This window comes from Nocardia sp. NPDC003693 (assembly GCF_053981095.1).
In genome coordinates this window covers 146,187-159,312 of the sequence record NZ_JBSFNO010000018.1, presented here as the reverse complement: position 1 = coordinate 159,312, position 13,126 = coordinate 146,187, and the positions used below count along the sequence as shown (strand labels likewise).

General features: G+C 68.7%; 8 protein-coding genes. 3 read left to right on the top strand and 5 right to left on the bottom strand.

Annotated elements, in window-relative coordinates; genetic code table 11:
• Positions 1-194 precede the first annotated feature (194 nt).
• On the bottom strand, positions 195-629 hold the full coding sequence (locus ACWDOP_RS21165; RefSeq protein ID WP_456346443.1) for an SRPBCC family protein: 435 nt from the start codon (positions 627-629) through the stop codon (positions 195-197).
• A gap of 106 nt (positions 630-735) precedes the next feature.
• A complete protein-coding gene (locus ACWDOP_RS21160; protein ID WP_456346442.1) occupies positions 736-1,992 on the bottom strand; it encodes an SLC13 family permease in 1,257 nt (418 codons plus the stop codon).
• Between the two features lie 123 nt (positions 1,993-2,115).
• Here ACWDOP_RS21160 and ACWDOP_RS21155 point away from each other — a divergent pair, with 123 nt between their 5' ends.
• From ACWDOP_RS21155 to ACWDOP_RS21145, 3 genes are all read left to right on the top strand, one after another.
• Positions 2,116-2,793 carry a hypothetical protein gene (locus ACWDOP_RS21155; protein WP_456346441.1) on the top strand — a complete coding sequence of 226 codons (678 nt, stop codon included), beginning with the start codon at positions 2,116-2,118 and terminating at the stop codon, positions 2,791-2,793.
• A gap of 266 nt (positions 2,794-3,059) precedes the next feature.
• The gene (locus ACWDOP_RS21150) at positions 3,060-4,493 is read left to right on the top strand and encodes an FAD-binding oxidoreductase (RefSeq protein WP_456346452.1); all 1,434 of its coding nucleotides are present in this window, start codon (positions 3,060-3,062) and stop codon (positions 4,491-4,493) included.
• A complete protein-coding gene (locus ACWDOP_RS21145) occupies positions 4,490-5,806 on the top strand; it encodes a class I SAM-dependent methyltransferase (protein WP_456346440.1) in 1,317 nt (438 codons plus the stop codon). The genes ACWDOP_RS21150 and ACWDOP_RS21145 overlap by 4 nt, the downstream gene beginning before the upstream one ends.
• Before the next feature lie 6 nt (positions 5,807-5,812).
• Here ACWDOP_RS21145 and ACWDOP_RS21140 read toward each other — a convergent pair whose 3' ends face one another.
• The 3 genes from ACWDOP_RS21140 to ACWDOP_RS21130 all read right to left on the bottom strand — a co-directional run bounded on the left by ACWDOP_RS21140 (position 5,813) and on the right by ACWDOP_RS21130 (position 13,055).
• Positions 5,813-9,337, bottom strand: a complete 3,525-nt coding sequence (locus tag ACWDOP_RS21140; RefSeq protein ID WP_456346451.1) for a protein kinase domain-containing protein — start codon at positions 9,335-9,337, stop codon at positions 5,813-5,815.
• A gap of 317 nt (positions 9,338-9,654) precedes the next feature.
• Positions 9,655-11,808 carry a 3-hydroxyacyl-CoA dehydrogenase NAD-binding domain-containing protein gene (locus ACWDOP_RS21135; RefSeq protein WP_456346439.1) on the bottom strand — a complete coding sequence of 718 codons (2,154 nt, stop codon included), beginning with the start codon at positions 11,806-11,808 and terminating at the stop codon, positions 9,655-9,657.
• 35 nt (positions 11,809-11,843) lie between these two features.
• Positions 11,844-13,055: an acetyl-CoA C-acetyltransferase gene (locus tag ACWDOP_RS21130; RefSeq protein ID WP_456346438.1), complete on the bottom strand. Its 1,212-nt coding sequence runs from the start codon at positions 13,053-13,055 to the stop codon at positions 11,844-11,846.
• Positions 13,056-13,126 lie beyond the last annotated feature (71 nt).

Sequence of the window (13,126 nt, the reverse complement as noted above, 5' to 3'; positions counted from 1 at the left end):
GGTGGGGGATTCGGAACCGCCACGAATGGCAAGGGTTATGCCGATCGTGGCGGTGATCGCGGTGAGCATACGGGGCGGGCGGCGGTTTCGTAATCAGTCGGGGTCGCGCGCCGAATCGTTCAGGGTCGCGACCTGAACCGTTCGGGGTCGTGCGACCCGCCCCGCATCGGGGCGGACCGGATCCGGGACAGCGGTTACGCCAGTTCCTGCTTCAGCTTCTCCAAGACCTCGGCCTGGATCTTCTTCAGTCCCAGCGGCGCGAAGATGCCCTCGAAGATGCCGCCGATGCCGCCGGCGCCCTTCCAGCTGGTGCGCACGGTGACCAGCGAACCACTGCCCTCGGGGGTGACGGTCCAGGTGGTGACCATGGAGGAGTTCGAATCACGTTCGGTCACCATGGAATCGGAGACCGTGATGGCCGCGCGCACGTTGCGCTGGCGCTTCTCGGTGGCCTGCAGCGTCCATTCCACGACGGTGCCCGCGCCCTTGCCGCCCTCGACCACCTTGTAGTCACGGTAGTGCGAGGAGAGGATGCGCGGCCGCACCGACTCGTAGTCGGCGATCGCGTCGAGCGTGCGCTTCGGATCCGCCGTGACGACGATCGAACTGGAGGCGCTGACCTGTCCCACCATGTGCTCCTTTGTGATTCCCGGCTGTGTGCCCTGGTGCCGCCCGGTCATGGTACGCCGGGCGGGGTTCCGGGTGGGTATCCGGATTGGAGACCGGTGAGCCGCTTCACGGGGCGGCGGTCAGCAGCAGACCGGTCACCGCCGCCCCGGTCGCCAGGACCGCCAGCGCGCATCCGGTGAGCACGAAGCGCCGCATGGGGATTCGCACGTCGTGGGTGCGGCAGAACTCCAGGCACAGCAGTGTCGCCAGCGAGGCCCACGGCGTCACCAGCGGACCGGCGTTGGTGCCGATCAGCAGCGCCAGCAGCCGATCGGTCTCCCCGGCGGGTATCACGGCCTCGCCCGCGGTGTAGGCGGGCAGGTTGTTCACCAGGTTGGACAGGCCCGCGCCCGCGGCCGCGGCCCGGAACGCGCCGAGCGCCCCGGTGTCGTCGCCGATCACCGCGCTCATCACCGTCGAGAGCCCGTACCGGCCGAGAGTGGGCACCACCAGGAACAGTCCGGCCACGAAGACCAGCAGCTGCCAGGGGAACAGCGACCACCGCAGGGCCGCGCGATCCAGGAATCCGAAGGCCGCCACCGCGATCAGCGCGGCGCCGCCGGCGGCGTACTCGACGTGCGCGCCCGCGAAGGGAATCGCGAGCACGAACAGCGCGCACGCGCCGCCGGTGACGTACAGCAGCACCCGTTCACGAGCGTCCGCCGGGGTCACCGGCTCCGGCACGACGTAGCGGTCCGCGCCGCGACGCGGCCGCCGCCAGTACCAGAGCCACAGGCAGATCATGGTGACGCTCACCGAAAGCAGCTGCGGCAGCCACATTCTCGCGCCGAAGTCGAGGGCGTGCAGGGCCACGCGGTCGGCGGCGAGCAGATTGGTGAGGTTGGAGACCGGCAGCAGCAGGCTCGCTGTGTTGGCCAGCCACAGCGTCGTCATGGCCAGCGGCACGGGTGCGATACGGGCCGGGATCGCCAGGGCCAGCATGACCGGGGTGAGCAGCACCGCGGTCGTATCGAGGTTGAGCACCGCGGTGGTGGTGGCCGCGAACAGCACGCACAGCAGGAACAGCGCGGCGTAGTTGCCGCCCGCGATGATCGCCAGCCGGTGCGCGATCACGTCGAAGACCTTGGCGCGCCGGGCCAACGCGGCCAGCACGATCACGCTGACCAGGAACAGCAGCAGCGGGGCGATGCGGGCCATGTTGTCGGCGGCTTCCGCGCGCGGCAGCAATCCCGTTGCCACGCAGAGCAATCCGAGGACCAGCAGACCGATTCGAACGCCGTCGAGGACGCTCACCCGGCGGCGGACAGCGGTGGACAGCCGCGCGAGAGCCGAATCCCGCGGCTCGGAATCGAGTTCTCGCATCGATCAATGCTGACATGGCGCATACGGCTGGGCAGCATGCCCGCGCCCGGTTATGCTTCGCCGCGATCCTGCATGACCGGATTGTCTGTTCTACGGGTTTTCTTCGAGGGGAATCGCTCCACCATGCACTCCGTTCGCCGCGTCAAGAGCGTGCTGTCCTGCGTTCTCTCCATCGTTCTCGGATGCGCCCTGCTGTTCGGCGGCGTGAGCACGCTGAGCGACGACGGCACGGTGAAGTGCGGCAGCCGGGTCATGTCCCCCGGCGACACCTGCGACACCACCCGTAAGGGGCGCACCACCACCCGCACGTACGAGGAACAGAAGGACAGCAACGGCTCCACCCCCTGGATCCTGTTCGGCCTCGGCGCCCTGCTGATCGCCGGCGGCGGCTTCATGCTGGTCCGCGAGATCCGCCGCGGCTCGGGCAACGGCCCCACTCCCCCGGCGGGCGGCGCGCCCGACCCGTACGCCCAGCCCTCCCCCTACGGTCAGCCCGGCCCGTACGGTCAGCCCAACCCGTACGGCGCGCCCGCACCGCAGGCGCCCGCGTACGCCCAGCAGCCCGCCTATGCCCAGCAGCCCGGCTACGGACAGCCCGCGCCCTACGGCGGCCAGCCCGGCTACGGTCAGCAACCCCAATACGGCGCACAACCGGGTTACGGCCAGGCCCAGCCCGGGTACCCCGCACCGCAGGGGTACCCGCCGGCCGGTCAGCCCTATGCCCCGGCGCCCGGCTACGGTCCGCCGCCCGGTCAGGCCCCGTCCCCGTACGGTCAGCAGCCGGGTTACCCCTACCGATAGGCCCGCGACCCGGCCCCGGACCGGGCCCTCCCGGGTACCCACACCCCGCTACCCGCGGCGCCATCACCACCAAAGCCGCACCGGCACACCGCAATCCTCAAGCAATTAGCCGAAGTAACTATTCTCACGGCGACGCCGGGAATAGACTCGAAGCGTGGCTGATCAGAGCCGCGACGACGCATGCTAACTGTGTGTGAAAAACCGCCCCGCCGGTGTGCTCTTGCTGGCCGTACCGGTCGGTGCACGCTAGCGTTCCGAGGGTGGCAGTGAGTCTGTTGGGGTTGGCTGGCCGCGCACCGGCCGCACGCGAATCAGGGTTCGCCGCGCATCGAGCCGGGGTCGAGAGACTACTGGCGTCCTACCGCGCCATCCCGCCCGATGCGAACATCCGGCTGGCCAAGAAGACCTCCAATCTCTTCCGCGCGCGAGCGAAGAACCCTGCGCCCGGGCTCGACGTCTCCGGCCTGACGCAGGTCATCGCGGTCGATCCGGAACAGCGCACGGCCGACGTGGCGGGCATGACCACCTACGAAGACCTGGTCGCGGTCACCCTGCAGTACGGGCTCGCGCCGCTGGTGGTCCCCCAGCTCAAAACCATCACCCTCGGCGGCGCGGTGACCGGGCTCGGCATCGAGTCCACCTCCTTCCGCAACGGGCTACCGCACGAATCGGTCCTGGAGATCGATGTGCTCACCGGGGCCGGCGAGATCGTGACCGCGACCCCGGACGGCGAGCACGCGGACCTGTTCCGCGGGTTCCCCAACTCCTACGGAACCCTCGGGTACTCCACCCGGCTGAAGATCGAGCTCGAACCGGTGAAACCGTATGTGGCACTGCGCCACATACGGTTTCATGATTTGCGGGAGCTGGAGGCCGCCATGGCGCGAATCGTCTCCGACCGCTCGTACGCCGGGGAGCAGGTCGACTACCTCGACGGCGTGGTGTTCACCGCCGCCGAGAGCTACCTCGTGCTCGGCCGCCAGACCGACGAACCCGGCCCGGTCAGCGACTACACCGGCATGGACATCTTCTACCGGTCCATCCAGCACGACTCCGATCGGCCGGCCCGCGATCGCCTCACGATCGCGGACTATCTCTGGCGCTGGGACACCGACTGGTTCTGGTGCTCGCGGGCGTTCGGGGCGCAGAACCCGAGGATCCGCCGCTTCTGGCCGCAGCGCTACCGGCGCAGCAGCTTCTACTGGAAGCTCATCGCCCTCGATCACCGGTACCACATCGGCGACAAACTCGAGGCGCGCCAGGGTAATCCGCCGCGCGAGCGGGTAGTGCAGGACATAGAGGTGCCCATCGAGCGCACCGCCGACTTCCTGGACTGGTTCTTGCGCGAGATACCCATCGAGCCGATCTGGCTGTGCCCCTTGCGATTGCGCGACGAGAACGGCCCCGAACGCCCCTGGCCGCTCTACCCGCTCGAACCCGGCCGCACCTACGTGAACATCGGGTTCTGGTCCGCCGTGCCCACCACGCCCGGGCAGCAGGACGGCGCCGCCAATCGTGCCATCGAGCGCAAGGTCTCCGAGCTCGACGGCCACAAATCGCTCTACTCGGATTCCTACTACGGACCCGAGGAGTTCGCCGAGCTGTACTACGGCGGCGGCACCTACGCCCGCCTCGCGAAGGACTACAACCCGGATCATCGACTACTCGACCTGTATTCGAAGGCGGTGCAACGCAAGTGACGACGTTCAAGGACCGTTCCGAGGTGTTCGCGGAGCTAGGTACCAAGCTCACGATCGCCGAGATATTCGAGTCGCTCATCGAGGGACCGATGCCCGTGCGCTTCACCGCGTACGACGGCAGCAGCACCGGACCGGCGAATTCCGAGTTCGGGCTCGAGATAGTCAATCCGCGCGGGGTGAACTACGTCGCCAACGCACCCGGCGATCTGGGTATGGCACGCGCCTACATCTCCGGTGACATGCGCATTCACGGCGCACATCCGGGCGACCCGTACGAGCTGCTCAAGGCCATGGCGAGCATGAAGTTCCGCCGCCCGACCGCCATGCAGCTGGTGGTCATCGCCCGCTCGCTCGGCTGGGAACTGCTCAAGCCGGTCGCCCCGCCGCCCCAGGAAACCCTGCCGCGCTGGCGGCGCATCGCCCTGGAAGGGCTGCGGCACTCCAAGACTCGCGACGCCGAGGCGATCCACCATCACTACGACGTCTCGAACACCTTCTACGAGTACGTACTCGGCGATTCGATGACCTACACGTGCGCGGTGTACGGGGACGAGGCGTGGAACCTCGAGCAGGCGCAGGAGAACAAGTACCGGCTCGTGTTCGACAAGCTGAACCTGAAGGTCGGCGACCGGCTCCTCGACATCGGTTGCGGCTGGGGCGGAATGGTGCGCTACGCCGCCAAGCGGGGCGTCCGCGTCATCGGCGCGACGCTCTCGGCCGAGCAGGCCGAATGGGCGCAGGCCAGGATCGCCGCGGAGGGCCTGTCCGGGCTGGCCGAGGTGCGGCACTCGGATTACCGCGACATCGCCGAGGATTCGTTCGACGCCGTGTCCTCCATCGGCCTGACCGAGCACATCGGCGTCCACAACTACCCCGCGTACTTCGAGTTCATCCAGTCCAAGCTGCGCGACGGCGGCCTGTTCCTGAACCACTGCATCACCCGCCCGGACAACAAGCACACCAGCAAGGCCGGGGATTTCATCGACCGGTACGTCTTCCCCGACGGCGAGCTCACCGGCTCGGGCCGCATCATCTCCGAGATCCAGAACGTGGGCCTCGAGGTGCTGCACGAGGAGAACCTGCGCCGCCACTACGCCCTGACCCTGGCCGAATGGTGCGACAACCTGGTGAAGAACTGGGACGCCGCGGTCGAGGAGGTCGGCGAGGGCACCGCCAAGGTGTGGGGCCTGTACATGGCGGGCTGTCAGCTCGGCTTCGAGCGCAACGTGGTGCAGCTGCACCAGGTCCTGGGCGTCAAGAACGGCCCGGACCAGGCCTGGACGGTCCCGCTGCGCCCGTGGTGGCAGCCCTAGCGCGGCTCAGACCAGGGATTCCAGGAAGCCCCGGGGCAACTCCTGCGGCTCGGAACCCCCGGTGCCCAACGGCATTTCGGTGCGCAGCGTGCGCAGCAGCCCGACCACGCCGGGGCCCGCGTCCAGCAGGGGCCGGGTCCAGCCGAGGTCGGCGCAACGGATCACCACGGGCACCAGGACGCCGATGGCCTCGCCCTGCCAGCGGGCCGAGGCCAGGCACTCGGCGAGCAGCAGGGCCGCGTCGAGTTCGGCTCGGGGACGGTTCTTCTCGCGGGTGCGGGCGTGCAGGGCGCGGGCGCGTTTGACCGCGGTGTCGGCGTTGCCGAGCGGCGCCAGATCGTCGGCGGGGCCGCGATCCTCGCCGCGATAGTGGCGGGCCAGCAGGGCGCGGATCGTGGCGATCTCCTCGGCCTCGACGGCCAGGGCCGCGGCGCCGACGGGATGGTGAACGGGCCGGATCTGGGGGTCCGCGGCCGGGCCCGGGGTGAGCTGGTCGGCGGGCAGATCGAGCCGGAGACGTTCGGCCCGGATGTGCGCCGCCAGCCGGGTGAGCTTGCGCTCCAAGGCAATTCGCGCGCCCTCGTCCAGGCGCGCGGCGGCGGTGTCGGTGTCGCCCAGCACCGCCTTGACCCGCGCGCCCACCACGAAGGTGCTCACCAGGAAGTCGATGGGGCCGACCCGGGCCGAGAGCTGATGGCTCAGATCGAGCAGGCGTTCGGCACTCTCCAGATCGCCACGGCGGTAAGCCAATTCGCCGAGCAGCGCGCCCGCCACCCGGGCTGGATGTGAACGCGGGCCGGACCGATCGCGGGCTATCTGCCACGCCTGCTCGAAACACGCGGTGGCGGTAGGTATGTCGAGCTGCTCGTAGGCGGCGGCGCCGAGACCGCAGCGGCCGAACACCGCACCGAGCGGATCGCCGGACCGCGCGTGATACGGCTCGGCCCACTCCTGGGTGCTGCGCGCGCCGTCGAAATCGAACTCGCAGAGGCGCACGAACGAGGCCAGATTCGCGGCCGTCGACACCGTCCACGCGGGCAGCTCGTCGACCAGGCGCAGCGAATCGGTGAGTTGCTCCAGCACGCCGTCGGTGCGATCGCGCGCCACCTTGTCCGCGGCGGCCAGCACGGCGGCCTGGCAGCGCTGGATCACCGCCTCCGAATCCTGCGGCGAGCTGCGGGCCAGCATGTTCGAGAGCCGGCCCAGCGCCGTGCGGGCCGCGCCGGACTGCTGGAGGTTCACGTTCGCCCGGGCCAGCGCCATGAGCAGCTTGGAGCGCGATGTCACCTGCTGCACCGGCAGTTTCGACACCGTCCCGAACAGCGTCGCGAGCCGAGACCGGTCGATGAGATCCATGCCGCCGCTCTCGACCAGGTCGAGGGCGAACTTGAAGTCGGTGGCCGCCATGGCGTGATCCACCGACTGGCGCAGCATCTGGTGTTCGGCGAACCAGCGCGCGGCCTTGCGGTGCAGGGCTTTCACCTGCCCGGGCTGCCCGCGCTCCAGCCGGGCGCGCAGGTACTCGGCGACCATGGGCTGCACGCGGAACCAGCGCGAATCCTCGGACAGCCGGTGTACGAACAGCTCGCGCTCCTCGGCCTGTTCCAGCATCGTCTCGGCGTCCGCCACCCCGCTCAGCGCCGCCGCGAGCGAGGCGTTGACCCGTTCGGGCACCGCGATCGCGCTCAGGAACTCCAGCATCGACGGCTCCAGCTCGCCGAGTACGTTCTCCGCCAGGTACTCCCGTATCGCCCGGCTGTCCCCCGAGAGCCGGGCGATGAGCTGATCGGCGTCGTGCCGGGCGCCGCGCAACGACAGGCTCGCCAGCTGGATCGCCGCGGGCCAGCCGCCGGCCGCGGCGTGGATCTGCTCCACCTGCCGATCGGTGAGATCCAGGCCGTTGCGATCCACCAGGATCTCCCGGGTCTCGGACTCGGTGAGACTCAGCTGATCGCAGTCGATCTCGACGAGTTCGTCGGCCACCTGCATCCGGCTCAGCGGCAGTCCGGCGCGCTCACGGCTGGTGACCACGAACCGGAGATGGTGACAACCGTTGTCCAGCAACGACTCCAGGACCCGGTGCGCGCCCGCGTCGGTGATCCGATGCCAGTCCTCCACCATCACCACCACCGACGACCCGCTCGCGTGCACCTCGTCGATGAGCGCGGAGATCGCGTACGGCACCGCTTCGGCGGGCCGCTCCTCCAGGACCTGCTCCAGCCCCGCACCGATATCCGGGCGCACCCGGCGAATGGCCGCGATCATGTGCGCGAGCAGCCACACCTCGTGATCGTCGTCGCGGTCGATGCCGAGCCAGGCCACCGCGACCCCGCGATCGGTGAGCTCGGCGCACCACTGGGTGGCCAGGGTGCTCTTGCCGAAACCGGCGGGGCCGTGCAGCACCGCCAGCCGGCGGCGGCCGCCCTGGCGCAGCGGTTCCAGCAGCCGCGGCCGCGGCACCGGCTCGCGCGCGGGCGTCGGCGGACGGAATTTCGTTGTGGCCGTTGGCGGTAGCGTGTTGCCCGGGGCGGGGAAGTCACCGCTGCCCGCATCGCCGGCCCGGGCCGCGCCGGTCTCCGAGCCCGCGGGCGGGCGCAGGGTCATCGAGCGATGTCGCGAACCGGGCCGCACCGTTCCGGTGCGCTGGCGCGAAAAATAGCGGCTGTCATCGTAATCGGTGTCCGGACCGGCGACATCGCCGTCCAGCAGCGCCATCTCGTCGGGCACCTGCCCGAGATCGCCCTGCACGGTGCGCAGCAGCTCGCCGAACTCGACGGCCGAGGCCGGCCGATGCCGCGGATCCGGGGACATGGCGGCCTCGATGGCCGCCGCCACGTCGGCGGGAATGTCCTGCTCGCGCAGGTCCGGCACCGGCTGGCTGGTGATGCGCAGGAACTGCGCGATGATCTTCTCCCCCGACTGCCGCTCGTAGGCGGCGTGCCCGGTCAACAGCGCGAACAACGTGGAGCCGAGGCCGTACACGTCCGAGCGCACCGTGGGCTCCTCGCCCTTGAGCACCTCGGGAGCGGTGAAGGCGGGCGAGCCGCTGATCAGACTGGTGGAAGTCCGGAATCCGCCCGGGATCCGGGCGATTCCGAAGTCGGTGAGCATCGGCTCGCCGTAGCGGCTCAGCAGCACGTTGGCCGGTTTCACGTCGCGGTGCAGCACCTGCGCGCGATGGGCGGTCTCGATCGCGCCCGCCAGCTTCACCCCCACCCGCAGCGAATCGGACCAGCCGAGCGGGCCGTTGTCCCGGACCAGGCGTTCGAGCGAACCGTGCGTGGCGAAGGGCATCACGATGTACGGCCGGCCGCTGGCGGTCACGTCCACCTGCAGGATGTCGACGATGTTCGGATGCCCGGACAACCGGCCCATGGCGTGTTCCTCGCGCAGGAAACGCTCGCGGCTCTCGTCGTCGATCTCCGAGGACAGCACCTTGACCGCCACGACGCGATCCAGCACCCGCTGCGTGCAGCGGTAGACCACACCGAAGCCGCCCCGGCCGATCTCCTGCGCCTCGGCCAGCCCCATGGCTTCGAGCTCGTCCACGATCGACACGGGAACGTATGCCTCGGTGGCGTTTTCGACTCGGGAAGGCGCTCTCCGGGGGCCTCCCGGGTCAGGCTGTGAGTTCACGTCTCTGCCCACCTCGAACTCGACACGAGCGCACACACCGAACCGACGGGTGGTCCGATGCGCAACCCGTACATATTCCCAACGTAGCGCGGGTTTCGCCGGATCGGGCACGAAACGCCAGCACGGGGACCGGAAAGCACACCGCCCGGGTCACGAGAATCGTGACCCGGGCGGTGCCGGTCGTTGTCAGCGGCGCGGACGCCGCCTCCCGACTACTTGCGCAGCGAGGACGGAACCTCGAAGCGCTCGCCGAACTTGGCGGCCAGCTCGTCGGCGCGCGCCACGAAGCCGGCGGTGCCGCCCGGGTAGCCGACGATGAACTGGTGCACGCCACCGGTCCAGGCCGGGTAGCCGATGCCGAAGATCGAGCCGATGTTGGCGTCGGCGGTGGTGGTGAGCACACCCTCGTCGAAGCACTTCTGGGTCTCGATGGCCTCGATGAAGAGCATGCGGTCCTTCAGGTCCTGCAGGGTGACGCCCTCGGGGAGCTCACGCTGGGAACCGAAGGCGTCGCGCAGACCCTCCCAGATGCCGGCGGTCTTGCCGTCGACGTAGTTGTAGAAGCCGGCGCCGTGCAGCTTGCCCTTGCGATCGAACTTGTCGATCATGGTGCCGATCACGTTGCCCGAGGCCAGCGACGCCGCGGAGATGACCTTGCCCTCGGCCTCGGCCGCGGCACGGGTCTCCTTGAAGATCTTCTGCATGGTCTCGAAGTTGAGCTCGTCGCTCAGCTTCAGCGGCGCGGCCGGGTAGCCCGCCTGCAGGCCGACCTGCTCGATGGTCTGCGGATCGATGTTCTCCTCGAGCATCATGATGGCCTCGTTGATGAACGTGCCGATGACGCGAGAGGTGAAGAAGCCGCGGCTGTCGTTGACCACGATCGGGGTCTTGCGGATCGCCAGGGTGTAGTCGTACACGCGGGCCAGCGCCTCGTCGGAGGTCTTCTCGCCCTTGATGATCTCGACCAGCGGCATCTTGTCCACGGGGGAGAAGAAGTGGATGCCGATGAAGTCCTCGGACCGCTTCACACCGTTGGCCAGCAGGGTGATGGGCAGGGTCGAGGTGTTCGAACCCAGCAGCGCGTCGGCGTCGACGATGTCCTCGATCTCGCCGAAGACCTTGGCCTTGAGCTCGGGGTTCTCGAAGACGGCCTCGATGACGAAGTCGACACCGGCGAAGTCGGCGGCGTCGGCCGACGGCTTGATGCGGGCGAGCAGCGCGGCGGACTTCTCCGGCGTGGTCTTGCCACGCGAGAGGGCCTTCTCCTCGAGCTTCTCGGAGTAGTTCTTGCCGCGATCGGCGGCTTCCTGGGTGACGTCCTTGAGGACGACCTCGTAGCCGGCCTTGGCGGAGACGTACGCGATGCCCGCGCCCATCATGCCCGCGCCGATGACGCCGATCTTCTTGATCTCACGCTTGGGCACGTCCTTGGGACGCGAACCACCGTTGTTGATCGACTGCAGGTCGAAGAAGAACGCCTGGATCATGTTCTTCGCGACCGGGCCGGTCAGCAGGGAGACGAAGTAGCGCGACTCGATGAGCGAGGCGTTGTCGAAATCGACCTGCGCGCCCTCGACGGCCGCGGACATGATCGCGCGCGGCGCGGGCATGTTCTGGCCCTTGATCTGCTTGCGCAGGTTGGCCGGGAAGGCCGGGAGGTTCGCGGCCAGGGCCGGGGTGGACGGGGTGCCGCCGGGGATCTTGTAGCCCTTGACGTCCCAGGGCTGCACGCCCTTGTCCGGGTTGGCCTTGATCCACGCCTTGGCGGCGGGGACGAGCTCCTCGACCGAGCCGACGACCTCGTTGATCAGGCCGGTGGCCTTGGCCTTGGCCGGGGTGAACTTGTTGCCCTGCAGCAGGACACCCATCAGGCCGTTGGCGATGCCGAGCATGCGGGTGATGCGGGTGACGCCGCCACCGGCCGGGAGCAGGCCGAGGGAAACCTCGGGCAGGCCCAGCTGGACGCCCTTGACGTCGGCCGCGATCCGGTAGTGGGTCGCGAGGGTGATCTCCAGGCCGCCGCCGAGGGCCGCGCCGTTGATCGCCGAGACGACGGGCTTGCCGAGGGTCTCCAGGCGACGCAGGTCGCCCTTGATGGAGGTGAGCTCCTCCATGATGTCCGCCGCGTTCTCCGGGGTGGTCTTCATCATGTTCTTGAGGTCACCGCCGGCGAAGAAGGTCTTCTTCGCGGAGGTCAGCACGACACCGGTGATGTCGTCCTTCTCGGCCACGAGGCGATCGACGGTCGCCTTCATGGAGTCCTTGTACAGCTGGTTCATGGTGTTGGCGCCCTGGTTGGGGTCGTCCATGGTCAGCACGACGATGCCGTCGGCGTCCTTTTCCCAGCCGATCATGTTCTCGGTCATAGTTTTTGGTTCTCCTAGAGAAAAGTCGGTGGGCGTTAGACGCGCTCGATGATGGTGGCGACACCCATGCCGCCGCCGATGCACAGGGTGACCAGCGCGTAACGCGCGTTGCGACGGATCAGCTCGTCGACCATGGTGCCGGTGATCATCGCGCCGGTGGCGCCCAGCGGGTGGCCCATGGCGATCGCGCCGCCGTTGACGTTCAGCTTCTCGTCCGGGATGTTCAGGTCCTTCTGGAACTTCAGAACGACCGAGGCGAACGCCTCGTTGATCTCGAACAGGTCGATGTCGTCAACCGTCAGACCGGCCTTGGCCAGCGCCTTGAAGGCGGCCGGGGTCGGACCGGTGAGCATGATGGTGGCGTCGGCGCCGGAGGTGGCGGTGGCCACGATGCGGGCGCGCGGGGTCAGGCCCGAGGCCTTGCCGGCGTCCTCGTTGCCGACGAGCACGAGGGCCGCGCCGTCGACGATGCCCGAGGAGTTACCACCGTGGTGCACGTGGTCGATCTTCTCGACGTAGGTGTAGCGCTGCATGGCGACGGCGTCGAAGCCGCCCATCTCGCCGATGCCGGCAAAGGCCGGGTTCAGCTTGCCCAGGTCGGCGGCGGTGGTGCCGGGACGCATGTGCTCGTCGTTGTCGAGCACGGTCAGGCCGTTGATGTCCTTGACCGGAACGACGGAGTTGGCGAAGTAGCCGTTCTTCCAGGCGTTCTCGGCCAGTTCCTGCGAGCGCACGGCGTAGGCGTCGACGTCATCGCGGGTGAAGCCCTCGATGGTCGCGATGAGGTCGGCCGAGATGCCCTGCGGGACGATGTAGGCGTCATAGCTGGTGGCGGGATCCATGAACATCGCGCCGCCGTCGGAGCCCATCGGCACGCGGGACATGGACTCGACGCCACCGGCGATGACCAGGTCGTCGAAGCCGGAGCGGACCTTCTGCGCGGCCAGGTTCACGGCCTCGAGGCCGGAGGCGCAGAAGCGGTTGATCTGGATGCCGCCGACGGTGTCGGGCAGGCCGGCGGTGAGCACGAGGGTGCGGGCGATGTCGGCGCCCTGGTCACCCACGGGGGAAACAACACCCAGGATGATGTCCGAGATCCGATCCTCGTCGAGGTTCGGGAAGCGGTTCCGCAGCTCAGCGACCAGACCGGTGGTCAGATCGATGGGCTTGACCGAGTGCAGCGACCCCTTCTTGTTGCGGCCGCGCGGGGTGCGGATGGCCTCGTAAATGTAGGCCTCTGTGGTCATATCGGAGTGTTTCCTTCCTTAAGGTGCGCCGTCACCGCGTTGTGCGGTCAGCACGTAGCCATAACCTCGCC